This is a genomic window from Roseovarius sp. ZX-A-9, assembly GCF_028369135.1.
In the GTDB taxonomy this organism is placed as follows: Bacteria; Pseudomonadota; Alphaproteobacteria; order Rhodobacterales; family Rhodobacteraceae; genus Roseovarius.
The window spans coordinates 159,419-185,446 of record NZ_JAPWHW010000001.1 but is presented as its reverse complement, the minus strand read 5'-3'; the positions used below and the strand labels follow the sequence as shown (position 1 = coordinate 185,446).

25 protein-coding genes are annotated in these 26,028 nt (G+C 63.7%); 16 read left to right on the top strand and 9 right to left on the bottom strand.

The window, feature by feature from the left end; all coding sequences use genetic code 11:
- Nucleotides 1-56 precede the first annotated feature (56 nt).
- Nucleotides 57-1,178: a beta-ketoacyl-ACP synthase III gene (locus O3306_RS00910; protein WP_272002003.1), complete on the top strand. Its 1,122-nt coding sequence runs from the start codon at nucleotides 57-59 to the stop codon at nucleotides 1,176-1,178.
- Nucleotides 1,179-1,229: 51 nt separating this feature from the next.
- Here O3306_RS00910 and O3306_RS00905 read toward each other — a convergent pair whose 3' ends face one another.
- Nucleotides 1,230-1,811: a thymidine kinase gene (locus O3306_RS00905; RefSeq protein ID WP_272002000.1), complete on the bottom strand. Its 582-nt coding sequence runs from the start codon at nucleotides 1,809-1,811 to the stop codon at nucleotides 1,230-1,232.
- 183 nt (nucleotides 1,812-1,994) lie between these two features.
- Here O3306_RS00905 and O3306_RS00900 point away from each other — a divergent pair, with 183 nt between their 5' ends.
- Nucleotides 1,995-2,453: a hypothetical protein gene (locus O3306_RS00900; protein WP_272002809.1), complete on the top strand. Its 459-nt coding sequence runs from the start codon at nucleotides 1,995-1,997 to the stop codon at nucleotides 2,451-2,453.
- 76 nt (nucleotides 2,454-2,529) lie between these two features.
- Here O3306_RS00900 and O3306_RS00895 read toward each other — a convergent pair whose 3' ends face one another.
- Nucleotides 2,530-3,507 carry a GlxA family transcriptional regulator gene (locus O3306_RS00895; protein WP_272001998.1) on the bottom strand — a complete coding sequence of 326 codons (978 nt, stop codon included), beginning with the start codon at nucleotides 3,505-3,507 and terminating at the stop codon, nucleotides 2,530-2,532.
- Nucleotides 3,508-3,587: 80 nt separating this feature from the next.
- On the opposite strand from O3306_RS00895, the gene O3306_RS00890 reads away from it, so the two are divergent.
- The 11 genes from O3306_RS00890 (at nucleotide 3,588) to O3306_RS00840 (ending at nucleotide 15,645) form a co-directional block, all read left to right on the top strand.
- The gene (locus tag O3306_RS00890; RefSeq protein ID WP_272001996.1) at nucleotides 3,588-4,502 is read left to right on the top strand and encodes a 3-keto-5-aminohexanoate cleavage protein; all 915 of its coding nucleotides are present in this window, start codon (nucleotides 3,588-3,590) and stop codon (nucleotides 4,500-4,502) included.
- Nucleotides 4,499-5,266, top strand: coding sequence for an SDR family oxidoreductase (locus tag O3306_RS00885; RefSeq protein WP_272001992.1), 768 nt, complete (start codon nucleotides 4,499-4,501; stop codon nucleotides 5,264-5,266). The genes O3306_RS00890 and O3306_RS00885 overlap by 4 nt, the downstream gene beginning before the upstream one ends.
- Before the next feature lie 65 nt (nucleotides 5,267-5,331).
- A complete protein-coding gene (locus O3306_RS00880) occupies nucleotides 5,332-6,747 on the top strand; it encodes a carnitine 3-dehydrogenase (RefSeq protein ID WP_272001990.1) in 1,416 nt (471 codons plus the stop codon).
- Nucleotides 6,744-7,904 carry an acyl-CoA dehydrogenase family protein gene (locus O3306_RS00875; RefSeq protein ID WP_272001987.1) on the top strand — a complete coding sequence of 387 codons (1,161 nt, stop codon included), beginning with the start codon at nucleotides 6,744-6,746 and terminating at the stop codon, nucleotides 7,902-7,904. The genes O3306_RS00880 and O3306_RS00875 overlap by 4 nt, the downstream gene beginning before the upstream one ends.
- A gap of 43 nt (nucleotides 7,905-7,947) precedes the next feature.
- Entirely contained in the window at nucleotides 7,948-9,990 is a 2,043-nt protein-coding gene (locus O3306_RS00870; protein ID WP_272001985.1) for an acetate--CoA ligase family protein, read from the top strand.
- The gene (locus O3306_RS00865; RefSeq protein ID WP_272001983.1) at nucleotides 9,987-10,772 is read left to right on the top strand and encodes a carnitinyl-CoA dehydratase; all 786 of its coding nucleotides are present in this window, start codon (nucleotides 9,987-9,989) and stop codon (nucleotides 10,770-10,772) included. Before O3306_RS00870 ends, O3306_RS00865 begins: the two co-directional genes overlap by 4 nt.
- A gap of 236 nt (nucleotides 10,773-11,008) precedes the next feature.
- Nucleotides 11,009-11,215 (top strand): cold-shock protein, encoded by a 207-nt coding sequence (locus O3306_RS00860; RefSeq protein ID WP_272001982.1) that lies wholly within the window; start codon nucleotides 11,009-11,011, stop codon nucleotides 11,213-11,215.
- A 445-nt stretch (nucleotides 11,216-11,660) separates the two neighbouring features.
- Entirely contained in the window at nucleotides 11,661-12,677 is a 1,017-nt protein-coding gene (locus O3306_RS00855; RefSeq protein ID WP_272001980.1) for a C4-dicarboxylate TRAP transporter substrate-binding protein, read from the top strand.
- Between the two features lie 115 nt (nucleotides 12,678-12,792).
- Nucleotides 12,793-13,425 (top strand): TRAP transporter small permease subunit, encoded by a 633-nt coding sequence (locus tag O3306_RS00850; RefSeq protein ID WP_272001978.1) that lies wholly within the window; start codon nucleotides 12,793-12,795, stop codon nucleotides 13,423-13,425.
- A 98-nt stretch (nucleotides 13,426-13,523) separates the two neighbouring features.
- Entirely contained in the window at nucleotides 13,524-14,924 is a 1,401-nt protein-coding gene (locus tag O3306_RS00845) for a TRAP transporter large permease (RefSeq protein ID WP_272001977.1), read from the top strand.
- A gap of 154 nt (nucleotides 14,925-15,078) precedes the next feature.
- The gene (locus tag O3306_RS00840; protein ID WP_272001975.1) at nucleotides 15,079-15,645 is read left to right on the top strand and encodes a hemerythrin domain-containing protein; all 567 of its coding nucleotides are present in this window, start codon (nucleotides 15,079-15,081) and stop codon (nucleotides 15,643-15,645) included.
- Nucleotides 15,646-15,681: 36 nt separating this feature from the next.
- Here the strand turns inward: O3306_RS00840 and O3306_RS00835 are convergent, their stop codons facing one another.
- Together O3306_RS00835 and O3306_RS00830 are read right to left on the bottom strand one after the other, a co-directional pair.
- Nucleotides 15,682-16,725 carry an ACP S-malonyltransferase gene (locus O3306_RS00835; RefSeq protein ID WP_272001973.1) on the bottom strand — a complete coding sequence of 348 codons (1,044 nt, stop codon included), beginning with the start codon at nucleotides 16,723-16,725 and terminating at the stop codon, nucleotides 15,682-15,684.
- Nucleotides 16,722-18,911, bottom strand: a complete 2,190-nt coding sequence (locus O3306_RS00830; RefSeq protein WP_272001971.1) for a thiamine pyrophosphate-dependent enzyme — start codon at nucleotides 18,909-18,911, stop codon at nucleotides 16,722-16,724. Before O3306_RS00830 ends, O3306_RS00835 begins: the two co-directional genes overlap by 4 nt.
- A gap of 162 nt (nucleotides 18,912-19,073) precedes the next feature.
- On the opposite strand from O3306_RS00830, the gene O3306_RS00825 reads away from it, so the two are divergent.
- Genes O3306_RS00825 through O3306_RS00815 form a run of 3 tightly spaced genes read left to right on the top strand, consistent with a single transcriptional unit; the run spans nucleotide 19,074 to nucleotide 20,952 of the window.
- Nucleotides 19,074-19,808: an energy-coupling factor ABC transporter ATP-binding protein gene (locus tag O3306_RS00825; RefSeq protein WP_272002807.1), complete on the top strand. Its 735-nt coding sequence runs from the start codon at nucleotides 19,074-19,076 to the stop codon at nucleotides 19,806-19,808.
- On the top strand, nucleotides 19,783-20,379 hold the full coding sequence (locus O3306_RS00820; RefSeq protein ID WP_272001969.1) for an energy-coupling factor transporter transmembrane component T: 597 nt from the start codon (nucleotides 19,783-19,785) through the stop codon (nucleotides 20,377-20,379). Before O3306_RS00825 ends, O3306_RS00820 begins: the two co-directional genes overlap by 26 nt.
- Nucleotides 20,380-20,406: 27 nt before the next feature.
- Complete coding sequence (locus tag O3306_RS00815; RefSeq protein ID WP_272001967.1) at nucleotides 20,407-20,952, top strand: biotin transporter BioY; 546 nt, start codon at nucleotides 20,407-20,409, stop codon at nucleotides 20,950-20,952.
- Here the strand turns inward: O3306_RS00815 and O3306_RS00810 are convergent.
- The 5 genes from O3306_RS00810 to O3306_RS00790 all read right to left on the bottom strand — a co-directional run bounded on the left by O3306_RS00810 (nucleotide 20,949) and on the right by O3306_RS00790 (nucleotide 26,020).
- Complete coding sequence (locus tag O3306_RS00810) at nucleotides 20,949-22,058, bottom strand: thiolase family protein (protein WP_272001965.1); 1,110 nt, start codon at nucleotides 22,056-22,058, stop codon at nucleotides 20,949-20,951. The genes O3306_RS00815 and O3306_RS00810 overlap by 4 nt on opposite strands.
- Nucleotides 22,055-23,281, bottom strand: coding sequence for an AMP-binding protein (locus tag O3306_RS00805; protein WP_272001962.1), 1,227 nt, complete (start codon nucleotides 23,279-23,281; stop codon nucleotides 22,055-22,057). Before O3306_RS00805 ends, O3306_RS00810 begins: the two co-directional genes overlap by 4 nt.
- A 165-nt stretch (nucleotides 23,282-23,446) precedes the next feature.
- Entirely contained in the window at nucleotides 23,447-23,854 is a 408-nt protein-coding gene (locus O3306_RS00800) for a PaaI family thioesterase (protein WP_272001959.1), read from the bottom strand.
- Between the two features lie 140 nt (nucleotides 23,855-23,994).
- Entirely contained in the window at nucleotides 23,995-25,161 is a 1,167-nt protein-coding gene (locus O3306_RS00795; protein WP_272001956.1) for a winged helix-turn-helix domain-containing protein, read from the bottom strand.
- 70 nt (nucleotides 25,162-25,231) lie between these two features.
- Nucleotides 25,232-26,020 carry a hypothetical protein gene (locus O3306_RS00790; RefSeq protein WP_272001953.1) on the bottom strand — a complete coding sequence of 263 codons (789 nt, stop codon included), beginning with the start codon at nucleotides 26,018-26,020 and terminating at the stop codon, nucleotides 25,232-25,234.
- Nucleotides 26,021-26,028: the final 8 nt, after the last annotated feature.

Sequence of the window (26,028 nt, the reverse complement as noted above, 5' to 3'; positions counted from 1 at the left end):
CAGATTTGGCGCAAACCGCTCTATGATCGGCGCCAACCCTTTTCGGAGCACCTGTCATGACATCCTGCGCGATCACCGGCACGGGCGTTTTTACGCCCCGTGAATCCATCACAAACGACGAGCTTGTGCAGGCCTTCAATGCCTATGCCGATCTCTACAATACCGAGAATGCCGCAGCGATCGCCGCCGGAGAAATGGCGGCCAAGGACCCTTCCAGTTCAGAGTTCATTTTTGCCGCCTCGGGGATCGAGCAACGCTACGTGATGGACAAGAGCGGCGTGCTGGATCCTGCCGTCATGCATCCGCATCTGCGCGTGCGCAGCGATGATGAACCCTCGATCATGGCAGAAATGGCGCTGGCGGCCTGCCGTGACGCGTTGGCACAGGCGGGGCGCAAGGCCGAGGAAGTCGATCTGGTGATCTGCGCGGCGTCCAATCATGAGCGGCCCTATCCCGCCATCGCGGTAGAGATTCAACAGCTTCTGGGCGCGGGCGGTTTCGCTTTTGACATGAACGTGGCCTGTTCTTCGGCGACCTTCGGGATGCAGGCGGCGGCAGACATGATCCGGGCCGGATCGGTCCGTTGTGCGCTGGTCGTCAACCCCGAGATCTGTTCGGGCCACTTGGAATGGCGCGACCGGGATTGCCATTTTATCTTTGGTGATGTGTGCACGGCGGCCGTGCTGGAGCCTTCGGACGCAGCCAATGGCGCGCATTTCCTTATCCACAGCACTCGCTGCGCGACGCAGTTTTCCAACAACATCCGCAACAATAACGGCTTTCTGCGGCGGGCCCATGACCAGATGCAGGACCGGCGCGACATGCAGTTCATGCAAGAGGGGCGAAAGGTCTTCAAGGAGGTGCTGCCGCTGGTGTCAAAACATATCCTGTCGCACCTGGAAGACGCAGGCGTGAGCGCGGACAGCCTTCGGCGGTTGTGGCTGCACCAGGCGAACAAGTCGATGAACGATTTCATCGGGCGCAAGGTGCTGGGCCGGGTGCCGGAACCCCATGAACAGCCAAACATCCTGCAGGATTACGCGAATACGTCGTCGGCAGGATCGATTATTGCGTTCTCGAAATACTCCGCAGATCTGGAACCAGGCGATCTGGGGCTGATCTGCTCCTTCGGGGCGGGCTATTCGGTGGGGTCGGTTCTGGTGGAACGCGCCGGGTAAGGTGGATTTTCTGCGCGAAGGAAATCAGCCAGAGAAAATTCGCGAATTTCCTCACTCCCCGGCCATGGCAGCGCGCCAGTGGCGGCGGCAGAGGCTGACATAGGTTTCATTGCCGCCGATCTGGACCTGATCGCCATCGGTCAGCACGCGGCCCGTCGCGTCTTGTCGGATGACCATTGTCGCCTTCTTGCCGCAGTGGCAAATGGTACGCACCTCGCGCATTTCGTCCGCCAGTGCCAGCAAGGCAGCCGAGCCCGGGAACAGCGCGGCTTGGAAATCCACTCGCAACCCATAGCACATGACCGGAACGCCCAGGTCATCGACGACGCGGGCCAGTTGCCAGACCTGTTCGCGGCTCAGAAACTGTGCTTCGTCGACAAAGATGCAGGCGATCTTGTCTTCGGCAGTGATGCGCTCCAGCTTCGCGAACAGATACTCGTCCGGTGCAAAGGTCTCGGCGGGTTGGCCGATCCCGATCCGCGAGGCAATCTGTCCCGTGCCCGCGCGGTTGTCGAGCTGTGCAGTCATCAGGCAGGTTTTCATGCCGCGTTCGCGGTAGTTATGCGCGGCCTGCAACAGAAGCGTCGATTTGCCCGCGTTCATCGTGGAATAGTGAAAGTAGAGTTTTGCCATTTTGCCGGTGTTGCAGAAGCCTGCGATCTTTTCAATCAGGTGGGTGTCCGGCGCTGCAGGATCGGGTCATCGGCCAGACGCAGGGAGAGATTTAGAACTGACAGTCGCGCGATAATTGTTTAATGGGAGACGACTTTGACGGTTCCCGCCAGCCGGGGCCTTGGTTTCTTGGGGGTCTTTCATATGACGGCGATGGGCAGCTACCTGAAAAAGCATACCGAAGCATTGGTCAAGGATGTGGGGATTGAGCCCGCGTGCAAACTGACCGGTAAATCCAAGGCCACGCTGGGCCGCTATTACTCGGATCACGACGAACATGCCGATCGTTTCATGCCGGTCGACGCCGTCGCGGCCCTGGAAGAGGCGGCATCCTATCCGCATGTCACTGCCGCTCTGGCCGAGTTGCAAGGAATCAGCCTCAGCTATGATGATAACCGCCGCAACGCCAAGGATAAGGGCGGTGTGAACAGCGATGTGATCGCTCTGAGCCAGCGGTTTGCCATGCTGATGGGGGAGTATCAGCAGTCTATTCAGGACGGCGTGATCACCGTGAACGAGGCCAAGCGGTTGCTGCGTGAAACCACACAGCTGCAAAAAGTGCTGATCGATATGAAGATGCATCTCGAGGAAGAAGCCACCTGAGGCGGGTTGTCGGCCTGCCTCTTGCGCGCCTGATTTGTGGTCTTGGTCTTCTGTCGCGGCAGCTCATTTGACACAATCACCCCATCCGGGCTCGCCGTCGCAGCGCCGTGGGCGCGCGGCCATAGCGGCGGCGCATGGCGCGAGCCATCGCCGCAGGCGATTCGTAGCCACAGCGCACTGCGATTTCGGCCACGCTCAACTGTGTCCCATCCAGCAGCTTGCGCGCCTCCGACAGGCGTAAATGGCGATAGACCATGCCGGGCGGAGCCCCTAGCACACGCCGGAACCGCCGGTCGAGCGTTCGGGGCTGGCAGGTCAACAGGCGCGCCAGTGCAATCAAACTCAGCGGGCGTTCCACATGATCGCGCATCAGGCCGACGGCGCGACGTACCAGTGGATCGCCGCCGCGTCCGCGTGCTGCGGCGTCCTGCGGTGGGCTGCGTTCGTTGCCATGCATGAACTGGTCCTCGACATCCAGCCGCGTGGCCATCCCGGCATGCTGCGCGATCAGATCCAACGTCAGATCAAAGGCCGACATTGCCCCGGCACAGGTGATCATCGGCCCGTCCCGCACGGCGCGGGCGCGCTCCACCTCGACTTCCAGAAACTGCTCGGCAAAGCTATCCAGCATGTCCCAGTGAAGCGTCGCCCGCCGCCCGTTCAGCAGCCCGGCTGATGCCATCAGCCACGGACCTGCATCCAGCCCGATCATGGCACCGACGCGGCTTGCGGCGCGCCGTAACGCCCGGCGGGCATTGGCATCGTCATGGCGCAGGTGGTCATAGCTTGCATGCACAAAGAGATAATCACACCGCTCCATCCCGCTCATCGCCGGGCCAAGCGCGCCATGCGGTAAAACCTGGATGCCGCTGGAGGATTGCGCCGCAGCACCATCCAACGTGAGGATCCGCCAATCGAACAGCCTTGCGTGTGCCACGTCATTGGCGGCGCGCAGTGGCTCGATGCAATTGCTCAGACACAGGTTGGAGAATCGGTCGAATACCAGAAAGGCGATGGTGACGGGTGTCGTTGGTGTTTTTGTCCATTCCTGCATCATTATTGCCCATTAAGGCACATTGCGGGCGGGGTCCAGCGCGCTAGCCTCGGGGCAGAAAAACACCGGAGGATTGCCTGATGCCCCTGACCATGAACCGCGAGGTTTTCATCACCTGTGCCGTGACCGGATCGGGCGGTACGCAGGACCGTAGCCCGCATGTGCCGCGCAGCCCGCAACAGATTGCCGACAGCGCCATCGCGGCAGCCAAGGCTGGTGCTGCGGTCGTGCACTGCCACGTGCGCGATCCCGAAACGGGCGCACCTAGTCGCGATCTGGGGATGTTCCGCGAAGTCACCGACCTGATTCGCGCGTCCGACACGGACGTCGTGCTGAACCTCACCGCCGGGATGGGTGGTGACATGGTGTTCGGCGATCCCGAGCATCCGCTACCGCTCAACGCTGGCGCGACAGACATGGCCGGTGCGACCGAGCGTGTGGCCCATGTGGCAGAGTGCCTGCCCGAGATCTGCACGCTCGACTGTGGCACGATGAATTTCGCCGAGGCCGATTACGTGATGACCAACACGCCCGGCATGCTGACCGCGATGGGCCGGATGATGACCGAACTGGGCGTCAAGCCCGAGATCGAGGCATTCGATACCGGGCATCTTTGGTATGCCAAGCAACTGGTCGCCGATGGCGTGCTGGAGCCTGACGCGCTGGTGCAGCTCTGCATGGGGGTGCCGTGGGGCGCGCCGAATGATCTGAACACCTTCATGGCGATGGTTAACAACATTCCCGACACTTGGAACTGGTCCGCCTTCTCGCTGGGTCGCGATCAGATGGCCTATGTCGCGGCAAGCGTGCTGGCGGGCGGTAATGTGCGTGTGGGGCTGGAGGATAACCTGATGCTGGATCGCGGCGTGCTGGCCGAGAACCATCAACTGGTGACGCGTGCCGTGGAGATCATCGAACGCCTCGGCGCGCGGGTGATTGGCCCCGAAGAGGTGCGCAAGAAGCTGGGGCTGACCAAGCGGATGCCACGGGGATGACACAGCGCGTCCTTATCACGGCAGGCGCATCGGGCATCGGGCTCGGCCTTGCCAGACGCTTTGCAGCCCAAGGCGACCGCGTGGCGATCTGCGACGCGGATGCTGCTGCCGTGGCGCGCATGGCGGATACGCTGCCGGATGTGATCGCCGAAGTGGCGAATGTAACAGACGAGGCGCAGATGGCGGCCTTCCTTGATCGGGTCGAGGCCGCTTGGGGCGGGGTCGATGTGGTTTGTGCCAATGCCGGCACCGGCGGGCCTGCGGGCCGGATCGAGGATCTGGATTACGCTGCGTGGCAATCGTGCATCGCGGTCAACCTGCACGGTGCATTCCTGACGTGCCGCTGGGCCGCGCGGCTGATGCGCGCCCAAGGCGCCGGTTCGATCATCATCACGTCATCCACCGCCGGTCTGTTCGGCTATCCGCTGCGCTCGCCCTATGCCTCGGCGAAATGGGCGCTCAATGGCCTGACCAAGACACTGGCGTCAGAGCTTGGCCCCGCAGGCGTGCGCGTCAACGCGATCTGCCCCGGCGCGGTCGAGGGCGACCGCATGGACCGGGTCGTGGCGATGGAGGCCAAGGCCGGCGGGCGTAGCGAAGACGAGGTGCGCGCCAGCTATGTCACCGGTGTCTCCATGCGCACTTGGGTCAATGTCGATGACCTGGCCGACATGGTGCTGTTTCTCGCGTCGCCCGCCGCCAGCAAGGTGTCGGGCCAGATCATCGCGGTGGATGGCCATACGGACAGTCTGGTGCCGTCGTGAACTGACACGTTTTTGCGCTCTACGCTGCTCTTTACGAACATTGAGATCAACCAAGGTAAACTGACATGACCAAGACAGCATCCATCATCGGCGGCGGCATCATCGGCGGCGGCTGGGCCGCGCGGTTCGCGCTGAACGGCTGGGACGTTCGGATTTTTGATCCCGATCCCGAGGCCGAGCGCAAGATCGGCGCAGTCATGGACAATGCCCGCCGCGCCCTGCCGATGTTGCTCGATACCGCCATGCCGCCCGAAGGGGCGATCACCTTCTGTGACACGCTCGAAGCGGCCGCGACGGGGGCCGCGCTGATCGTCGAGGCAGTGCCGGAGCGCACCGAGATCAAGCACAAGGTCTATGCCCAGATCGAGGCGGTGAACACCGATGGCATCATTGCCTCGTCCACCTCGGGCATCATGCCGACCGATCTGCAGTCGCAGATGGCCCATCCCGGACGGCTGATCGTCGCGCATCCGTTCAACCCGGTCTACCTTCTGCCGCTGGTCGAACTGGTCGCGGGCAAGCAGACTGATCCGGCGATGATCGAGCGCGCCAAGGAGATATATGCGGGTCTCGGCATGTACCCGCTGCATTGCCGTGTCGAGATCGAGGGGTTTCTCAGCGACCGCTTGCAAGAGGCGTTGTGGCGCGAGGCGCTGTGGCTTTTGCATGATGACGTGGCCACGGCGGATGAGATCGATGCGGCCATCGCTTATGGTCCCGGTCTGCGCTGGGCGCAGATGGGCACGATGCAGACCTTTCATCTGGCGGGTGGCGAGGGAGGCATGCGCGCCATGCTGGCAATGTTCGGGCCTTGCCTGAAATGGCCCTGGACCAAGCTGATGGATGTGCCGGAGTTGACGGATGATTTCGTGAACAAGGTAGGCGATCAGTGCGACGCGCAGGCCGGTACCCTGGGCCCGCGCGATCTGGAGCGCATCCGCGACAACAACCTGATCGGCATCATCCGTTCGCTCAAGCAGGCTGACTGGGGGGCGGGTGCCGTGGCGCGTGCGCACGAGCGCAGATTGCGCCCCATGCCCGAGGCGGCAGCATCGGCGCTGGTCACGCAGGACCGCGTGGTGCCGATCGACTGGACCGACATGAACGGCCACATGAACGAGGGGCGCTACGGGCAGATATTTTCGGACGCGGCCGAGACGGTCATGGCAATGGTCGGCGCGGATGATGACTATGTCGCGGCAGGCCTAAGCTATTTCACCGTCGAGACAACGATCAAATACCTGGTCGAAACCCACGCGGGCGAGCGGGTGCAGGTCCGCACGCGCGTGACCGAAGGCGCGGCCAAGAAGCTGCGCTGCTTTCACGAGATGGTCCGTTCCGCGGATGGAGAAGTGTTGGCGACCTGTGATCAGTTGATGCTGCATGTCAGCCTTGAGACCCGTCGCACCTGTGTTCCGGGCCCCGAGGTGGCCGCAAAGGTTGCGGCTCTCGCGGCCGCGCATGAAGGAGAAATGTCATGAATTTCGGACTGACCGACGAACAGGAAATGATCGTCTCGACCGTGCGCAGCTTTGTCGAGAACGAGATTTATCCGCATGAGGCCGAAGTCGAGCGCACCGGTGAAGTGCCGCCAGAGGTGGCCGAGAAGATCAAGGCCAAGACCCAGGAACTTGGCTTTTACGCCTGCAACTTTCCCGAAGAGGTGGGCGGTGCGGGCCTCAGCCACCTCGAATTCGCGCTGGTCGAGCGCGAGTTGGGACGCGGCTCGATGGCGCTCAACCACTTCTTTGGCCGCCCGCAGAACATCCTGATGGCCTGTGAGGGCGAACAGCGCGAGCGGTATCTGCTGCCCGCCGTGCGCGGCGAGCGGATGGATGCGCTGGCAATGACCGAACCGGGCGCGGGCTCGGACGTGCGCGGCATGAAATGTTCGGCCCGGCGCGACGGCGGCGACTGGGTGCTCAATGGCACCAAGCATTTCATCTCGGGTGCCGATCACGCGGATTTCGTCATCGTCTTTGTCGCCACCGGAGAGGATGACACTCCCAAGGGGCCAAAGAAACGCATCACGACGTTCCTGGTGGATCGGGGCACGCCGGGGTTCACGATCCGCGACGGTTACAAATCCGTCAGCCACCGCGGCTACAAGAACATGATCCTCGAATTCGACGATTGCCGCCTGCCTGATGCACAGGTGCTGGGCGAGGTCGATGGCGGCTTTGCCGTGATGAACGAGTGGCTTTATGCCACGCGCATCACTGTCGCCACCATGTCGGTGGGCCGCGCGCGCCGCTGCTTCGAGATGGGCCTGGCCTATGCCGCCGAGCGGCAACAATTCGGCCAGCCGATTGGCAAGTTTCAGGGGGTTGGTTTTCAGCTTGCCGATATGATCACCGAGATCGACGCGGCTGATTATCTCACGCTCGCCTCGGCTTGGAGGCTGGACCAGGGGCTACCTGCCAACCGCGAGATTGCGAGCGCCAAGCTCTACGCCAGCGAAATGCTGGCGCGAGTCACTGATGCGACGTTGCAGATCTATGGCGGCATGGGGCTGATGGATGATTTCCCGATCGAGCGGTTCTGGCGCGATGCGCGGGTCGAGCGGATCTGGGATGGCACTTCCGAAATTCAGCGCCACATCATCAGCCGCGAGTTGCTGCGCCCGTTGGGGGCGTGAGGCAAGCTATGGATCAAGACTCATTCTTGGCGGGTGTGCCAGCATGACCCGCGACCTTACCCGCCTGATCCGGCCCAGATCCATCGCTGTTGTGGGTGGTGGCGTGTGGTGTGCGTCGGTGATTGAGCAATGCCAGCGCATGGGCTTTGACGGCGCGATCTGGCCGGTGCATCCGAAGCGCGGTGAAGTTGGCGGTGTAGCGACTTTTGCGTCGGTGGCCGATCTGCCCGGCGTGCCCGATGCCACGTTTATCGGGGTGAACCGGACCGCGACGATAGATATTGTTCGAGCCCTCAGCGAAATGGGCGCCGGCGGAGCTGTGTGTTTTGCCAGCGGCTTTCGCGAGGCGCAGGCCGAAACCGGCGACGGCGATGCGTTGCAGGGCCGACTGCTGCAAGCGGCAGGTACGATGCCGATCATCGGGCCCAATTGCTATGGGTTGATCAACTATCTCGACGGGGCACTGCTTTGGCCCGATCAGCATGGCGGGGTGCGGGTGGATCGCGGCGTGGCCCTGATCACTCAAAGTTCGAACATCGCGATCAATGTCAGCATGCAGGCGCGTGGTTTGCCGCTGGCGTATGTTGCGACGGCGGGCAATCAGGCGCAGACCGGTCTGGCAGAGCTTGGTCAGGCGCTGCTGGAGGATTCGCGCGTGACCGCGCTGGGCCTGCATATCGAGGGCGTTGGCGACCTGCGCGCCTTCGAGGCGCTGGCGAGCAAGGCCCGGGTGCTGGGCAAACCCATCGTGGCGCTCAAGGCAGGCAAGTCCGAGCAGGCGCGCGCGGCAACCGTGTCGCACACGGCGTCGCTCGCGGGCAGCGATGCAGGGGCGACAGCGCTCCTGCGACGATTGGGGATTGCGCAGGTTCACAGCCTGCCGGTTCTTTTGGAGACGCTGAAGCTGATGCATTTTGCCGGGCTGCCCTGGTCGGACCGGATGATTTCCATCTCGTGCTCGGGTGGCGAGGCCAGCTTGGTGGCCGATGCGGCGGTCGGGCGCGGTGTCAGCTTTCCGCCGCTGAACGACCGGCAGCGCACCGATCTGCGCGCGGCGCTGGGCCCGATGGTCGCGCTGGCCAATCCGCTCGATTATCACACGTTTATCTGGAACGACGTACCGGCCATGGCGGCGACGTTCACCGCCGCGTTGCGCGGTGACTTGGCGCTGGGCTGTCTCATCGTCGATTATCCGCGCACTGACAGGTGCAGCGACTCTGCCTGGGCCTGCACGATCGCGGCAGGCAAGGCGGCGCATGAGGCGACGGGGGTGCCGGTGGCCATCGTCGCCAGCCTGCCCGAGAACATGCCCGAGGCCAAGGCGGCCGAGATCGCGGCGGCGGGGCTCATTCCGATGGTCGGTATCGACGAGGTACTCAGTGCGTTCGAGGCGGCACGTGGCGCGGCAATGGTATCAGGCGATCCCGCACCGCTTTTGTTGCCGGGAAGCGCAGGCACCGCTCGGGTTCTTACAGAGGCCGACAGCAAGGCGGCCTTGGCAGAGTACGGGCTGCGCGTGCCGCGCAACGCTCGGGCGGGCAGCGAACCCGAGCTGAGCCGCGCTGCGCACGAGATCGGTCTGCCATTGGTGCTGAAGGGCGAGGGCATCGCCCACAAGACCGAAGCGGGGGCGGTGGCCGTCGGGCTGCAAACACCGGCAGAGGTGATCGCAGCGGCCAGCGTGATGAAGGCGCAATCCTATCTGGTCGAAGAGATGATCACCGGCGGTGTGGCAGAGTTGCTGATCGGGGTGGTGTGCGACCCGGCGCATGGCTATGTTCTGACCGTTGCAGCGGGTGGCATCCTGACCGAGATTTTGCAGGACGCCGCATCATTGCTGGTGCCAGCGACCGAAGCCGAGATCGGCGCAGCATTGGACGGCTTGCGCATCGCGCCGTTGCTGCGTGGGTATCGTGGCAAGCCTGCAGCGGACCGGGCGGCGATCATCGCTGCGATCATGGCGGTGCAGGCTTATACGCTGGCGCAGGGCAGCGCGCTGGAAGAGGTCGAGGTCAATCCGCTGATCTGCACGCCGGACGGCGCGGTGGCTGCGGATGCGCTCATCAGGACAGGAGAGACAACATGACAGACAACCCCATTAGGACCGAACGGCGTGGTCACGTTCTGGAAGTGACGTTGGACAGACCCAAGGCCAACGCGATTGATCTGGCGACCAGCCGCATCATGGGCGAAGTGTTTCGCGATTTCCGCGACGATGACGGCCTGCGCGTCGCGATCATCACCGGCGCGGGCGAGAAGTTCTTTTGCCCCGGTTGGGATTTGAAGGCGGCGGCAGATGGTGACGCTGTGGATGGTGACTATGGCGTCGGTGGTTTTGGCGGCATTCAGGAATTGCGCGACCTCAACAAGCCGATCGTTGCCGCCGTGAACGGCATCTGCTGCGGCGGCGGGCTGGAACTGGCGCTTGGGGCCGATATCATCCTGGCGGCGGAACATGCGCAGTTCGCGCTGCCCGAAATTCGCTCGGGCACCGTGGCGGATGCTGCATCGGTGAAACTGCCCAAGCGTATCCCCTATCACATCGCCATGGAGATGCTGCTGACTGGGCGCTGGATCGACGCAGCAGAGGCGGCGCGCTGGGGGATGATCAACCAGATACATGCCGCGGACAAGCTGATGGAAGAGGCGCGCGCATTGGCTGATCATCTGGCCAGCGGTCCGCCGCTGGTCTACGCCGCGATCAAGGAGATCGTGCGCGACGCGGAAGGCCGCGATTTCCAGAGCACGATGAACAAGATCGCGCGGCGCCAGTATGCATCGGTCGATGTTCTCTATTCCTCGGAGGATCAACTGGAGGGCGCCAAGGCGTTCGCGGAAAAGCGCGATCCTGTCTGGAAGGGCCGCTGAGAAAATGCCATAGCGGGGCCGGGCCCAAGGGTTCGGCGCCCACCGCCTGCAGCAATTTTTCTGCACCTGCAAAAGGAATCGTTGCAATGTGACCGAAACCTGTTCATAAGGGTCCTGCAAACGTTTTTCTTTTTCGACCAACTGTCTCCTTAATCCGGCGCTCAGTCACTTCGATCCAGACCGACTACGCCAAGTTGCCGCAAGATGCGGGCAGCACATATTAGGAGACTACGGATATGGCCACTGGCACCGTAAAATGGTTCAACACAACTAAAGGTTTTGGTTTCATCGCACCCGATGGCGGCAGCAAGGACGTTTTCGTCCACATCAGCGCCGTTGAGCGCGCTGGCCTGACGACTCTGGCAGATGACCAGAAAGTCACGTTCGACATCGAATCCGGCCGTGACGGCCGCGAAAGCGCTGCGAACGTTCAGCTCGCATAAGCTTTGACGAACAGGCGGGCGGCTTCGGGATTTCCCGTTGCCGCCCGTTTTGCGTTTGGACGTTGGAAATCTGCGGCAGCAACCTGATCCGTTGCGCAGAGTGAGGCCCAAGGGTCATAAGCGACATGGGCTATAGCCCGTATCGGCGGGCGATTGTACGCACCACGCGCAGTTCTGAATGCACGACGTGGCGTAAACCTGTGCCCAGGCGGCCGGAACGGCCCCGCTGCGCAATTTTTGGGCACAATGGACAAAACTGCCCAAGCTTCCGGCATCATGCAATTTTTCTGACAGACCACGGGGCACAGCGCCGTGACATCCGTGTTCCGGGTGATGCTTGCCCTCTGCCGGATGCATCGGCGCCAATTACAGTGTTGGAAATCTCCTCTGTGTTGTTATCGTACACGCCATAACAACAAAACGACATCAATCAGGGAGATGATGCATGAAACACTATCTGAAATACGGCGCGATCGCCGCGATCAGCATGGGCTTTGCGACGCAGGCAATGGCGACGGAATGGAATGTCTCGGTCTGGGGCAAGCGCCGGGCCTTTACCGAGCATGTTGAAAAGCTGGCTGAGTTGGTCAGTGAGAAGACCGGTGGCGAGTTCACGATGAACATCAGTTATGGTGGTCTGAGCAAGAACAAGGAAAACTTGGACGGCATCTCTATCGGGGCATTCGAGATGGCACAGTTCTGCGCGGGCTATCACCGCGACAAGAACCCGTCGATCACGGTGCTGGAGCTGCCCTTCCTTGGGGTCGAGACGCTGGAACAGGAACGCGAGTTGTCGATGGCGCTCTATGCCCAGGACGCGGTCAAGGACGATCTGGCCCGCTGGAATGCGACCCTGCTGATGCCGTCACCGATGCCGCAGTACAATCTGGTCGGTCTGGGTGACGCGCCCGATAGCCTCGCCGGGTTCGAAGGGCTGAGCGTTCGCGCTACAGGCGGTATCGGCAAGGCGATGGAAGCGGTCGGTGCGGTGCCCACGTCAATGTCGGCGACCGAAGTGCGTCAGGCGATGGACAGTGGCGTGGTCAAGGCAGTGGCCTTTGCACCCCATGCGCATATGTCGTTCGGTACTATCGAGAATGGCAAATGGTGGACCACAAACCTGAACCCCGGCACGGTCAACTGCCCGGTGGTGGCCAATACCGACGCACTGAATGACCTGAGCGATGCACATCGTGAGGCGCTGCTTGGGTCGATCGACGAGGCGCTGGATTACTACATCGACAATTACACCAACAACACGATGGCCAAATGGGACCCGGCGCTGGACGAACGTGGGATTGAGCGCGTTACCTTCTCTGACGAGGCACTTGCCGCGTTCAAGGAGGCAGTGGCCGGCCCTGCGGCTGCCAGCTGGATCGAAGAGATGAATGCCCGCGGTCTGCCGGGGCAGGAACTCTATGATTTCGCTACTGCCAAACTCGCAGAGTTGAAGGGGATGTAATTCCGTTGCGCCCCGGGTCTGTCCCGGGGCGTTTCAGTCTTGGCGTGACGTCCCGGATCAGCTCTGGGGCGGGCAGTCGCCGACTTCAGCATTAACAAAATCAGGGGGACATGGCATGGCGGGATCCGCCTCGGTTCTGTCCGATGACAGTGCGATCAGCCGGATAGATCGGCAATTATACAAATTGGAGAGGATGCTGGCGCTTCTGAGCGGTCTGGCGGTGTTCTCGCTGATGATCCTCGCCGTGATTTCTGTCGGCGGGCGCAATTTCTTTCAACAACCGTTGCCCGGCTATGTCGACTGGATCGAGCAGGCCATGCCGCTGATCGCCTTCATGGGCGTCTCTTACACGCAGCGCGATGGCGGGCATATCCGCATGGATATCGTTGTCGGCGCGCTCAAGGGCCGCTTCCTGTGGGCGGCGGAATTCGTGACCACGTTTGCGATCCTTGTTCTGATGATCCTGATGGTCTGGGGCAGTTGGGCACATTTCAGTCGCAGTTTCGATTTCGGCTCACCGCTCTGGAGCCGGGACAGTTCGATGGATATCGCGCTGCCGCTCTGGCCGGCGAAACTGCTGGCACCGGTCGCCTTTTCTGTCCTGTGTCTGCGGCTTGTGCTTCAACTTTGGGGCTATGCGCGCGCCTTTGTGCAAAGGGCCGCAACGCCGGTGGCTGTGCCTTTGGTCATGGACGCGGCGACCCAAGCGCTGATGGAGGCCGAGCATGTTTCGGGCCGGGACGATTAGAGTGCCCGGCATGACGCGTGCCATCGCCAATCATCGGTCTACGGTCCTGACGCCCGCTGAAACCGACAGTTGCCTGAATGAATTGAGGGGAATGCGCGATGGAGCCGATTGACATCGGATTGGCCGTCACCGGCGTGATGCTGGTTTTCGTGGTCCTCGGCATGCGGGTGGCTTTTGCCGCTGCATTGGCCGGAATGATTGGCCTGATCTGGATATTCTGGGCCAAGAAGGATTATGCTGCAGACGATTTCATGTGGGCGCTGACGGTCGCGGTTAAGACCGCGGGCCAGGTGCCGCATTCGAAAGTGTCCAGTCAGGCGCTCAGCCTGATCCCGACCTTCATCCTGATCGGTTACCTGGCCTATTACGCGGGGCTGACCAAGGCTCTGTTCGAGGCGGCGAAACGCTGGATCGCCTGGGTGCCGGGCGGTTTGGCGGTGGCGACGGTGTTCGCCACGGCAGGCTTCGCGGCGGTGTCGGGCGCATCGGTCGCCACGGCGGCGGTCTTTGCCCGCATCGCCATCCCCGAGATGTTGGCCATCGGCTATGATAAACGCTTTGCCGCAGGTGTCGTGGCGGCGGGTGGCACGCTGGCGTCGCTGATCCCGCCCTCGGCGATATTGGTGATCTACGCCATTATCGTAGAGCAGGACGTGGGCAAGCTGCTGCTGGCAGGATTCATCCCCGGCGTCTTTTCTGCGTTGGTCTATGCGTTGTTGATCATCGTCATGGCGTTGACGATCAAGGGATTCGGCCCGCCGGTGCGCGGGTTCACCTGGCGACAGAGATTCGCGTCATTGCCTCCCGCTCTGCCCATCGTGCTGGTGGTCGTGACGATCATCTTCTTCGTCTACAACCCGTTCGGCGGCGATGCCTGGGGCACGCCGACCGAAGGCGGGGCCATCGGGGCCTTCGTGGTGTTTCTCATGGCGCTCTATCGCGGCATGCGCTGGGCCGAACTGAAAGATGCGTTGCTGGAGACGGCCAAGCTGAGCGTGATGATCTTTACCATCATCTGGGGTGTGCTGGTCTATGTGCGCTTTCTGGGCTTTGCCGATCTGCCCGGCGCGTTTTCCGACTGGATCACGTCGCTGGAAATGTCGCCGATGCTGATCCTGGTCTGCATCCTGCTGGCCTATGCGGTGCTGGGCATGTTCATGGACGCCATCGGCATGCTGCTGCTGACGCTGCCGGTGGTTTACCCGGCGGTCATGGCGCTGAACGGTGGCGAGTTTGTCAGTGCTGCGGACAGTGCCTTTGGCATGTCGGGCCCGATGTGCGCGATCTGGTTCGGGATACTGGTGGTCAAGATGGCTGAATTCTGTCTGATCACGCCACCCATCGGGCTGAACTGTTTCGTGGTCGCTGGCGTGCGGCCAGATCTGAGCGTGCAGGATGTGTTCAAGGGGGTGACGCCGTTCTTCATCGCCGACGGGATCACCATCGCGCTGCTGGTCAGTTTCCCGATGATCGTGCTGTGGCTGCCGGGGCAGGTGTGACCGGGGGGCGGTAGCTCCGCGATCAAGCCGAAGGTGCCGGAGCAGCGCCGAACTGCCCTCCAAGGTGGCGCTGCTCTGACCTGTGCATATGCGCGCCGCATCTGTGCGGTTCGGTCAAGTTGAAACTGTTACAGTGTAACATCACTTGCTGGCCATGACACAGACCCTTGATATCCGGCGGAACGCGCTGCCCGAGGACATGCGCTTCCTGCTGCGGGACTATCCACGCGAGGCGTGGCCGGAGAACCCGCATTTCGCCCGTTCCATCCAGAACTGGATGAGCGCCCATGTGATGTTTCGCCAGTTGGGTGAACTGAACCGGTCCGAGACCGAGCTATACCTGACCAAGGCCCGCTCGCCCGACGATTTTGCCGCGCGGCTGTCGCACTATGGTAACCTCTTGGTGCGCAACCTGCATGGCCATCATACTTGGGAGGACCGTAGCTTCTTTCCCGAGCTTGAGGGAGCCGATCCGCGCTTTGCGGGTGGGCTGGAAATGCTCGAAAGCGATCATGCGGCCATGGACGAAGTGCTGGACCGTTTCACGGACAGCGCGAACCGTGTGGTCAAGCTGATCCAGCTTGATGAGGGGCAGGCGCGTGAAGAAACAAAGGCGTTGCACGACACAACTGCCGAGATCGAGCAATTCCTCGCGCGGCATCTGGCGGATGAAGAGGATCTGGTCGTGCCGATCCTGTTGCATCACAAGATGCGAGGTTAAGCTGCTGCGCCCGCCCATCTCCGGCGGGCGCAGCCCTCAACCCTGCGGTTCGGTCGCCAATACGCGCTGATCCTCGCGGCCCATCGACACCATGAACGGCCCGGCCTCTTGCCATGCCTGAAAACCGGCCTTGTCCGCCATGCCCTGCCAGCGACAGGCGATCAGCGATTGCGCCACGGCACCGCCCAGCGTGGTGCCCGGCCCCGCAATGATAAAGAGGTCGGGCGCGAATTCACGCGCGGCAACCGCAATGCTGCGGGCAAAATCATAGCTCTGCGTCACCTGATGACCCAGCGTGTAGGCGCGCAAGGCGCGCGCATCGCTGGTCCCCGGCCACCAGATCGCACCGCGCCCGTCGATCAGCGGGACGGCAGGTGGCTGAAACAGATCGTCGCCAAGCGCTGCGCGACCAGCGGCTGCCACGGGTTCTTGCAAATCGGTGTGAAACGCTGCGTGCCCCGGCAGGCGCAGGGGAAAGCGGTCTTGTACGCGCGGCACGGCCTGCTCGAATGCGGCCAATCCGGCGTCATTGCCCGCCAGTACCAGCATCCCGCCAAGGTCGATCGACAGCCGCAGCACAGGCCCGTCCTGCGCGTCGATTTCCTGAATCAATTCCATCAAGGCAGCGCGGCGCGCCGGATCAGGTGCCCAATCGTCGCGGGTGCAAGGGTAGATCAACTGCCCGCCGATCATCGCATCCTGCATCAGTTTGCCCATGGTTCCCGCCACGCGCAGCCCGTTTTCCAGACTGAGCGCGCCGCCAGCCGCGAGTGCAGTGTACCAGCCCATCGAATTGCCGGTGATCGCGACCACATCAATGTCGGCGGCCAGACTGCGCGCATCGAGCGCAGAGCATGCATAGATCAACGGTGCCGCGATGTCGCCGCGCAGGTGCAGCTTGGGATCGAACCGCGCTGCGCCGTCGAGCGCGGTCAGCGTTTCCTGCCCGTCAGCGGCGCGCAGCGCATCGAGCGCGGCCAGTGCGTCACCTTGCGCAGCATGATGGCGCGCGAGATAGCCCAACTCAGCCTTGTTATACGTCCCGCGACCGGGGCAGATCAGAACCGCGCGCCGGGTCATGACCATTCCTCCAGCAGCGCCTTGGCCGCGTCCACGATCCCGTCGGCAGAAGGCATCGTCGCCGCATAGGCCGGGCCGGTGGCGATAAAGCTGTCCTCGGCGGCCAAGCGTGCAACAGGCTGGCAGGTCTTTTCGGCGAAAAGCGCCATCAGCCCTTCGGCCTGTCCGCCGGTCCGGCGGCATTCATCGACGATCAGCACCGCCTCGCAGCCGCGCGTCGCCTCAAGCAGCGCGGCCTCGGGCACCGGCGCGATCCAGCGCATGTCGATCACGCGGGCCTTCACGCCTTCGGCGGCCAGTCGCGCCTGCCCCTGCCGTGACAGGTAATGCCCATTGCCATATGTGACGATGGCCAGATCGGTCCCGTCGCCGTGTATGCCGACCGTATCCAGCCCGATCACGCGGTCGGGGGCGGGGTAGGTATCCATCCACGTCCCGTCGCCCGCCTCATGCAGGTCGCGCATCGGATAGAGGGCGATCGGCTCGACAAAGACCACCACGCGCTGTTCTTCGCGCGCCAGCCGCACGCATTCGCGCAACATGCAGGCGGCATCGGCGCCTGATGACGGGCAGGCGATGATCAGGCCGGGAATGTCGCGCAGCACGGCAAGGCTGTTGTCGTTGTGGAAATGCCCGCCAAACCCTTTCTGATAGCCCAGCCCGGCAATCCGCAGGACCATCGGATTGGTGAACTGCCCCTTGCTGAAGAAGGGGAGCGTTGCCGCCTCGCCGCGCAACTGGTCCTCGGCATTGTGCAGATAGGCGAGGAACTGGATTTCAGGCATCGGAACAAAACCGTTATGCGCCAGCCCTATGGCCAGCCCTAGGATGCTTTGTTCATCCAGCAGTGTGTCAATCACGCGGTCGGCACCGAACCTCTGGTGCAGCCGCTGGGTGACGCCGTAGACACCGCCCTTGCGCCCGACATCCTCGCCCATGACGACGATCTCGGAGTGTTCCAGCATCAGGTCGGTGAGCGCCCAGTTGATCAGGCGGCTCATCGGTTGGGGCTGGTCCATTTGCTTCAGATCACTGCCAAAGGCGGCGGCGCGGGCTTCTTCCGAGGGGCCGTTGGTGAGCGCGCAACTGCGTTTTGGGGGCACGATACTGGCCATCACGTCGGCTGCGGTTTTCAGCCGTGGACGCTGCACAGCTTCTTCTGCGACACGCGCGACGCGCGCCTGTGTTTCCTCGTAGATCGCCAGCGCCTCTTTGCGGCTCAGTGCGCCGGCGCTGTCCAGCAGGCGCACCGAATGCAACAGCGGATCGTTCGCCTCTTCCGCCTCGACATGGGCCTTGGGCAGGTATGTAGTGGGCAGGTCCGCGCCTGCGTGGCCATAGAGGCGCACCATGGTCAGATGCAGGAACGCCGGCTTGCGGTGTCGCCGGACATAGGCGGCGGCCTCGGCGGCGGCGCGCGCGGTATCGTAGAGGTCCAGGCCGTCGCCATGGAAATAGCGAATGCCGGGCCGGTACTGCATCGACGCGGCGATCCAACCTTTCGGCGTTTGGGTCGAAATGCCGATCCCGTTATCCTCGCACACGAACAGCAGCGGCAGCGGTACCGACTGGACGCTGGCCCAGCCCGCCGCGTTGATCGCACCCTGTGCGGTCGAATGGTTGGCAGATGCGTCGCCGAAGCTGGCCATCGCGATGCCGTCCAGCGGCAATTGACGGTGTTCGGGCGGATGTCTGCGGGCCAGTCCGATCCCGTAGGCCGCGCCGACGGCCTTTGGCAGGTGGCTGGCGATGGTCGAGGTCTGCGGTGGGATCATCAGCGCCTTTGAGCCCAGCACCTTGTGCCGCCCGCCCGAAATGGGATCTTCGGAGGAGCAGGCAAAGCTGAGCAGCATATCCCAAGTGATGGTCTGCCCCGGCACCTGATCCGCGCGGGCGATCTGAAACGCAGCATCACGGTAATGCAGGAACGCGATATCATCCGGGCGCAGCGCATGGGCGACGGCGGCCATGCCCTCGTGGCCCGATGACCCGATGGTGTAGAACCCCTGACCCGCCTTTTGCATTGCCCGGCTGGTCCGGTCCAGCGCGCGGCTGAGACATTGCGCACGGAAAAGAGACACCGCTTCTGCGGCTGTCAGAGCGTCGTTTGGCGGCGCGCCTTCCGGCAAATCGCCCTGCGGACAGAGGCGCAGGAAATTTTCGTGTACGATCTCGGCGCGATCCATGGCGGCCTCGTCTTGTTACGCGGCCGTCGGGCACGCTCCTAGGCGGGCACATTAGGCGATTGAGATATGACTGCAAGAATATCCGCGCCCTTGTTTCACCCCATGGCGTGGGTGTATGTAACCGCGTCCCGCAACGACGCGCCGCAAGAGGAGAGCCACCAGATGAGCCTTGATGCGCCCCCTCTGCTGGAGCTATCGGACGTGGCGCTGGCGGTGGACGGTCGCGCGCTGCTGCAGGGGATAGACCTGAGCGCCTGCGAGCGGCGTATCGGCATCGTCGGGCGCAACGGGTCGGGCAAGACGACGCTGGCGCGGGTCATGGCGGGGCTGGTGGCACCGGACCGCGGCCGGGTGCGCATCGGGGGCGTGGATGTGACCCGCGACCGCAAGGCGGCGATCCGGCAGGTCGGCATCCTCTTCCAGAACCCCGACCATCAGATCATCTTTCCCACCGTCGAAGAAGAGATCGCCTTTGGCCTTGGCCAGCTTGGGCAAGACAAGCAGACCGCGGCCGCCGGGGTCGTCGCCATGCTGGAGCGGTTCAACAAATCGCATTGGGCCAAGATTGCGGTTCACACGCTGTCACAGGGGCAGAAGCAGCTGGTTTGCCTGATGGCCGTGCTGGCGATGCAGCCCGGGGTGATCATCCTTGACGAGCCACTGTCGGGGTTGGACATCCCGACGCGGATGCAACTGGCACGCTATCTGGAGGGGGTCGAGGCCACGCTTGTGCATGTCAGCCACGATCCCTCGACCCTGTCGAGCTATGACCGGGTGATCTGGCTGTCGGACGGACGCATCGTGCAGGACGGGGCGGCGGGTGAGGTGCTGCGCGCCTTTACAGCAGAGATGACGTCACTGGGAGGGGCCGATGATATCTCTGACCTCGCCGGTTGAGACGCGTGCGCATCATTGGCCCGCAGGGGCCAAGCTGGCGGCGCTGTGCGTGGCGACGATGGTGCTGTTTGCGGCGCAAAGTCTGATATTTCATTTGGCGGTCTTCGCAGCGCTGCTGGCGCTTTATGCCGCGCCGGGTGCTGTGTTCCTGCGGGCCGGGCTGCGCCGCTTGCGCGTCCTCTGGCCATTTCTGGCAATCATCTTCCTGTGGCACCTGATCACCCAGACGCCGGAGCAGGGTGCTGTGATCGCTCTGCGCCTGCTGACTGCGGTGGGACTGGCCAATCTGGTGACGATGACCACGCGGCTGAGCGACATGATCGCGGTCATCCGATGGCTGGCAACCCCATTGCGTCGACTCGGGCTCAGCACCGCCGCGCTGGAATTGAGCATCGCGCTGGTGATCCGGTTTACCCCGGCGCTGGCGGCCAAGGGGGGGCAGCTGGCCCAATCGTGGCGCGCGCGGTCGCGGCGGCGGCCGGGGTGGCGGATTATCCTGCCGTTCGCGCTCTTGGCACTTGACGACGCCGATCATGTGGCCGAAGCCCTGAAAGCGCGCGGCGGGATCTGATCGCGCACCCGGCCAGAAGGATATTCCATGGAACGCAACGTCGCCCTTATCGCCCTTTTTGCCGCGCTCATCGCGGCGCTGGGGCTGATCCCCAAGGTCACGCTGGGCTTCGGCGTGCCGATTACGGCGCAGAGCCTGGGCGTGATGCTGTGCGGCACCGTTCTGGGCGCACGACGCGGGACGCTGGCGGTGTTGCTGTTTTTGCTGCTGGTGGCGATTGGCCTGCCATTGCTGGCCGGTGGGCGCGGGGGCCTGGGCGTGTTCACGTCGCCCACGGTCGGATTTCTGGTGGGTTTTCCGCTGGCGGCGTTCGTGACCGGGCTCATCACCGAGCGTTGGCGCGCTGCACCGCTGACATTGGTGGCCGGGATCGCTGCGGCTGTTGGCGGAATCGTCGTGCTTTACGGGGTCGGCATTGCGGGCCTGGCGCTGGTACTGGGCAAGTCTCTGCCCGAGGCGGCGCTGCTGGTTGCCGTTTTCATTCCGGGCGACATGCTGAAAGCGGCGGTTGCAGGGATGCTTACATCGGCACTGGCACGCGCGCGCCCCGCTGCGGTACTGTCGCGTAGCTAGAGGTCCAGGATCAGGGCCGAGCCGAGGCCCCCAGCGGCGGCAATCGCCGCCAGACCGCTGCCGCCTGAAATCTGCAACTCGTGAAAGAGCCGCACGGCGTTGATCGCACCGGATGCGCCGATGGGGTGGCCGCGCGCCAATGCGCCACCGCCGAGGTTGGTGCGCGCAGGGTCGAGCCCCGCGTCCGCGATGCAGGCCATCGCCTGCACGGCATAGGCTTCCATCATCTCGATTACGCTCAGATCGCCGGGAGCGAGGCGGGCGGCGGCCAGACTGGCGCGGATGGCGGCGACAGGGGCAAGCCCAGGTTGGGCCGGGTTTGCCCCCAGCGTCGTGCCGGTGACGATGCGCGCTTTTGGCCCTGTTACCTTCGCTGCGATCCGGTCCGAAACGACGACGCAGATTGCTGCGGCATCGGCGGCTACGGCGGCATTCGCGGCGGTAATGTTGCCGCTGATCGGGGTCGCGCGGGCGCAAATCCGATCGCTAAGGCGGCGGGTGAAGCTGTCTGTGGTGGTGCCTGCAATCGGGGTGATCTCTTGGCGTAGCCGGTCTTGGGCGGCCAGCGCCATCGCGTGGCTATGGATGGCAAAGGCGTCCTGCGCGGCGCGACTGATCCCACGGGACCGCGCCAGTGCGTCTGCCGCCTGTGCCATATCCGGGTCTTGCGCCGCTGTGGGGGCAAAGGCTGGCTGGTCATAGGGTTCCGGCGCGCGCCCGTCGGGATAGGTGCGCAGCCGCAGGGGGCGGCGCGAATAGCTCTCGACCCCGCCGGCCAGCACAACATCTGCCGCGCCTGCACGGATGAGCCTGTCAGCCAGCAGGACCGCATCCAGCCCCCCGGCACATTGCCGGTCGATGCTGAGGCCCGCGACCTGCTGTTGCAGACCAGCGGCGAGCGCGATCAGGCGTGCCGGATTGCCCCCGGCACCAAGGGCATTGCCAAGGATCAGCTCATCCACCTGCGCGGCCTCGATACGGGCATCGGCAAGAGCGCTGTGGATCACCGGGCAGGCCAGTTCATCCAGCCCCAGAGCCGCAAAGGCTCCGCCACGCGGCACCACGGCACTGCGCCGGGCAGAGATGATCCATACTGCGCTGGTCATTCCCTGGCGTCCAGCCACGCAGCGATCCGCGAAAGGTCGGGCTTGCCTGCGGCGCGCAGCGGGAAATCGGGCAGGAAATGATACCGACGAGGTGCGACCAACGGGCCGAACGCGGCGCGGCAGGCGTGGTCCAGTCGCGCCGCCAGAGCCGGATCATCCGCGCTCGCGATCACCGCCACCAGAACCCGCCCGCGTGCGGCATCTGCGCGGGGCAACACGCAGGCCAGCGCCACATCGGGATCGGTCAGCAGCAGAGCCTCCAGTGTCTCGGGATGTACGCTCTGCTCGGCAATACGCACCATCCGGTCCCGCCGTCCGGCTAGATAGAGATGGCCGCCTGCGTCCAGCCATCCCATCTCGCCCACTGTCAGAAATGCGCCGTCGCGCCGGGTCTCGGGGCTGTGGCCGCTGGCATAGCGGTCAAAGAGATAGGGGCTGGAAACCCAGACCTCGCCGGTGCCATTGGTCGGGGTGCCGTCTGCGCTGCGGATTTCGATCTGCGCCGCCCCGTAGGCGCGCCCGACAGACCCGGCCGGCGTGCTGCTGTCCGAGAGGGTCACGAAACTGGTCTCGGACGCGCCGTAGAAAACTGCGATCTGCGCATTCGGACAAAGGGCGCGGACCTTGCCGCGTAAATCGGGGCCAAGTTGCCCGCCGCCGCAAAGGACATGCCGCACGCTAGGCAAAGCAGCCTGCACGGTGGTCAGCAGCGCCAGTTGCGCTGGCGTCGCATAGAGCACGGCCATGCCATGCTGCCTCAGCTCGGTGATCTGAGCGCGCGGGCGCAACCCGTGCAGCAGATGAATATTCGCGCCCAGATGCAACGCTTCGACCGCCGCGTAGAGCGCCAGCGAATGGCTCAGGCCACCAAAGCACGCAACGCCCGTTTCGGGGCCGATCCCGAAGGCGCGGGCATTCTGTGCAAAGCTGGCAATCCACGAGGCATGGCTGCGCTCGATCAGCTTTGGCGTGCCGGTGGTGCCGCCGGTCTGGCAGTGCAGGATGCCGGGGGGCAGGCAGGCGTGTTCGATTCCGATCCCATCCGGTGTCACGGCAAATCCACGACCGCCCAGAATGGCCTTATGTAGCTGCTCTAGCGGGCCGCCGGGCGCGGCAGGCGATCCGCCCTCGAAGGTGCGGGTCGCGGGATGCCAGCGAAACAGGGCCTGCGCAGACGCATCTGCAGTAGCGCGGGTGGACGTATCGGTGGGGGTCGCGGCCACTTGGCTCTCCTGCGCTGCCGTCACGGACGCCGCAGATTACCCGCTCGGCGCGGCGTTGGCCACAGGCGGCGCACCGCGCTCCGGCAGGTTCGCGTGCACTTTGCCCATCCTATGCGCCGCATATCGCAGCCTGCACGTCTGCCACCGATTTCGGGCGGGCACCGGTCAGGCGGGGGGCTGCCATGTCAGGGTCATCTGGGTCTGCGTCGTGACTGCCGCTGCCTTGCCATCCTCGCGTATCAGCGTGATCTGCCAGACTTGGGTCTTGCGTCCGTTGTGTATCGCCTCACACCGCCCGGTCAGTTTCGTGCCGATGGCGACGGGCCGCAGAAAGTTGGTCTTGCTCTCCAGTGTCGTGGTCTTGTCGTCGCCGGACAGGTTCAGCGAGCTGGCAACGCCGCCCAGCGTGTCGGCGAACCCGAGGATCGCGCCACCATGCATCACGCCGTTGCGGTTGGCGTGCTCGGGCCGGGCGGTCAGCGTGCCGACAACCAGATCGGGCGAACATTCGGTCAGTTCAACCCCGAGCGCTTTCGGAAAGACCGGGAGAATATCGTTGGGCTCGGCGTCCAAGGGCAGGTTCCTTCCTGGGATGTGCAATGGCTTTCATGCGCTGATATGGCAGAGACCGCCGGATTTTTGAACCGCATGATTGCTGTTTGCGGTCTGCTATGGTGGCCCCGGATATGCCGACCCGAGCCAAGCGCCACCTGCTACGCCGGGTGCGGCACAGCCCAGCGAATATCGGAAATACCCGCCAGCCGGGCAAAACGGGTCAGTTCGGCATCCAGCCGGTCCAGCCGGCTGGCGGGCCATTTGACACCCGGCTCTGGCCAGAAGCCGGTGACACGCAGCCAGCCCGCCGCGCGGTCTGCCTTGAGTTCGATCCGTCCGACGAAACGATCCCCTTCCAGCAGCGGATAGACGTAATAGCCCCATCGCCGTTTGGCCTGCGGGACGAACATCTCGTTCACATACTCAAAGCCGAACAGGCGGTTCAGCCGCACCCGGTCACGGATCGCCGGATCGAACGGGTTGAGGATGCGCAGCCGGGCCGTGGGGGTGGGCAGGGCCTCCAACCGCGCCTCGATATCGGGCGGCGCGTGGCTCGCGGTCCAGCTGCCGTCCGCGCCTTCGATCTCGACCGAGACCAGCGCGCGCCGGGTCAGCCAGCCGCGCGCCTCATTTGCGTCCATCGCACCCCAGAACCGCTGGACCTCGCCGCAACTGGCCACGCTCAGCCGGTCGAGCGCGCTGTCGCAAAGCGCGTCGATCTGGTCACGGTCGGGCGGCCCTTCGCGCAGATGCGCGGGAAAGACCCTCTCGCCCAGATTGTAGAACTTGACGAAATTTTCGCGGTAGCATGTGGCCAGATCGCCCGCGTACCACATCTGATCAAGCGCCTTCTTGTGCGGCGGACGGGACCACATCTCGCGGCTGGCGGCCTTGGTATCGAAAGCGTGAGTCGACAGGGCGCCTTCGGCCTCGATCCGCGCGCGGATCTGGGCGATCTGGTCGCGCGCGAGGCCCGATTGATACCAGTCATGCGCCGCCACCTTCGCGCCGAGACGGCGAAACTGGCGCTGCCAGATCGGCAAAGTCTCCATCGGAATGAGCGATGCGTCATGGGTGAAATGTTCGAACAGCAGCCGGTCGCGGCCCAGCAGCGGCCAGAGCATGCCTTCGCGGTAGTTCTGGTTGCGGGTCCACAGAATGTGGTGATGCGCGCGCGTCACGTTGCGTATCGTGTCGATCTGCACGAAACCGAGGCGGCGGATCATTCCCATTACGTCGGGTGGCCCCGTCGGCGTCTCTGCCAGACCGTTGGTCCAGAGCCAAAGGTGGCGGGCCTGCCGGTTCGGTAGTCTGAGCGCTGTCATGGGCTGTCCTTTGCCGGGTATCACGGTTTTTGCGGCAAGCGGTCGGTGGCTGCAACCGTGTGGCCCGCTCTCAGGGCAGGCTGAGCAGGATCAGCGCATCATGCAACTCGCGCCCTTTCAGGCTCATCACCGTGTCGATAAAGAGCCGGCCCGCCGCGCAGGCGCTGCGATTGTCGGCCTTGTCGAGCCGGGCAAAGGTCCGGATCATGCCGGCGCCGTTGTCTGTGCCTTCGAGCCGCGCCAGAAGGGCGTTGAATATCTTGGTCTCGACCTGCTCGATCTTCGCCGCACTCATCGTGACGGGCGGGCGTGTTGCGCCAAGTCGCGCGGCTTCGAGCTGGATGCGATAATATTGCTCCAGCGCCGGGGTGTTCAGCCGGGCCGCTACGCGGGCGGTCGCGTCCGACAGGCGGTTGGGCGACAGGCGCTCTCGGACCACCAGCCCGCAATCGCGAACAGGCATGGCATTCAGCACGGTCTGTTCCACCAAATAGTAGTAGCGCAAGTCGCGCAGCGGCAGATGGCCAACACCGCGGTCGATCACACCCCAGAGCGTGCCGCGCGCGCCATCCGCAACGGGCAGTGTGCCGTCCTTGTTGAATGCCAGAACCTGATCGGCAATGTATCCCGCCACCGTCGGGTCTGTCATGATGCGTCGCATCTGTGCGGTCGCCAGATCCAGGTTGCGGCCCTTGAACCCCAGCCGCACCAGATCGTCGCGCATTGTATCTTCGGTAAAGATGCGCTCCATCAGTCGTATGATATCGGCCTTGCTGACCTCCGGACGCGGCGCGTCCTGTGCCGCCAGTGGATGTGCCAGAAACAGGCAGGCTGTCAGAAGACAGCAAAGCAGACGCATGATGGAAA

Excerpts from the sequence above, each read along its gene's own strand:
- O3306_RS00835 (WP_272001973.1), bottom strand. The coding sequence starts at position 16,725 with ATGACCCGGCGCGCGGTTCTGATCTGCCCCGGTCGCGGGACGTATAAC.
- O3306_RS00890 (WP_272001996.1), top strand. The coding sequence starts at position 3,588 with ATGCCCCTGACCATGAACCGCGAGGTTTTCATCACCTGTGCCGTGACC.
- O3306_RS00905 (WP_272002000.1), bottom strand. The coding sequence starts at position 1,811 with ATGGCAAAACTCTACTTTCACTATTCCACGATGAACGCGGGCAAATCG.
- O3306_RS00820 (WP_272001969.1), top strand. The coding sequence starts at position 19,783 with ATGATATCTCTGACCTCGCCGGTTGAGACGCGTGCGCATCATTGGCCC.
- O3306_RS00860 (WP_272001982.1), top strand. The coding sequence starts at position 11,009 with ATGGCCACTGGCACCGTAAAATGGTTCAACACAACTAAAGGTTTTGGT.
- O3306_RS00830 (WP_272001971.1), bottom strand. The coding sequence starts at position 18,911 with ATGGATCGCGCCGAGATCGTACACGAAAATTTCCTGCGCCTCTGTCCG.
- O3306_RS00790 (WP_272001953.1), bottom strand. The coding sequence starts at position 26,020 with ATGCGTCTGCTTTGCTGTCTTCTGACAGCCTGCCTGTTTCTGGCACAT.
- O3306_RS00840 (WP_272001975.1), top strand. The coding sequence starts at position 15,079 with ATGACACAGACCCTTGATATCCGGCGGAACGCGCTGCCCGAGGACATG.
- O3306_RS00895 (WP_272001998.1), bottom strand. The coding sequence starts at position 3,507 with ATGCAGGAATGGACAAAAACACCAACGACACCCGTCACCATCGCCTTT.
- O3306_RS00865 (WP_272001983.1), top strand. The coding sequence starts at position 9,987 with ATGACAGACAACCCCATTAGGACCGAACGGCGTGGTCACGTTCTGGAA.
- O3306_RS00825 (WP_272002807.1), top strand. The coding sequence starts at position 19,074 with ATGAGCCTTGATGCGCCCCCTCTGCTGGAGCTATCGGACGTGGCGCTG.
- O3306_RS00880 (WP_272001990.1), top strand. The coding sequence starts at position 5,332 with ATGACCAAGACAGCATCCATCATCGGCGGCGGCATCATCGGCGGCGGC.
- O3306_RS00795 (WP_272001956.1), bottom strand. The coding sequence starts at position 25,161 with ATGACAGCGCTCAGACTACCGAACCGGCAGGCCCGCCACCTTTGGCTC.
- O3306_RS00870 (WP_272001985.1), top strand. The coding sequence starts at position 7,948 with ATGACCCGCGACCTTACCCGCCTGATCCGGCCCAGATCCATCGCTGTT.
- O3306_RS00850 (WP_272001978.1), top strand. The coding sequence starts at position 12,793 with ATGGCGGGATCCGCCTCGGTTCTGTCCGATGACAGTGCGATCAGCCGG.
- O3306_RS00900 (WP_272002809.1), top strand. The coding sequence starts at position 1,995 with ATGACGGCGATGGGCAGCTACCTGAAAAAGCATACCGAAGCATTGGTC.
- O3306_RS00810 (WP_272001965.1), bottom strand. The coding sequence starts at position 22,058 with ATGACCAGCGCAGTATGGATCATCTCTGCCCGGCGCAGTGCCGTGGTG.
- O3306_RS00855 (WP_272001980.1), top strand. The coding sequence starts at position 11,661 with ATGAAACACTATCTGAAATACGGCGCGATCGCCGCGATCAGCATGGGC.
- O3306_RS00815 (WP_272001967.1), top strand. The coding sequence starts at position 20,407 with ATGGAACGCAACGTCGCCCTTATCGCCCTTTTTGCCGCGCTCATCGCG.
- O3306_RS00845 (WP_272001977.1), top strand. The coding sequence starts at position 13,524 with ATGGAGCCGATTGACATCGGATTGGCCGTCACCGGCGTGATGCTGGTT.
- O3306_RS00875 (WP_272001987.1), top strand. The coding sequence starts at position 6,744 with ATGAATTTCGGACTGACCGACGAACAGGAAATGATCGTCTCGACCGTG.
- O3306_RS00885 (WP_272001992.1), top strand. The coding sequence starts at position 4,499 with ATGACACAGCGCGTCCTTATCACGGCAGGCGCATCGGGCATCGGGCTC.
- O3306_RS00910 (WP_272002003.1), top strand. The coding sequence starts at position 57 with ATGACATCCTGCGCGATCACCGGCACGGGCGTTTTTACGCCCCGTGAA.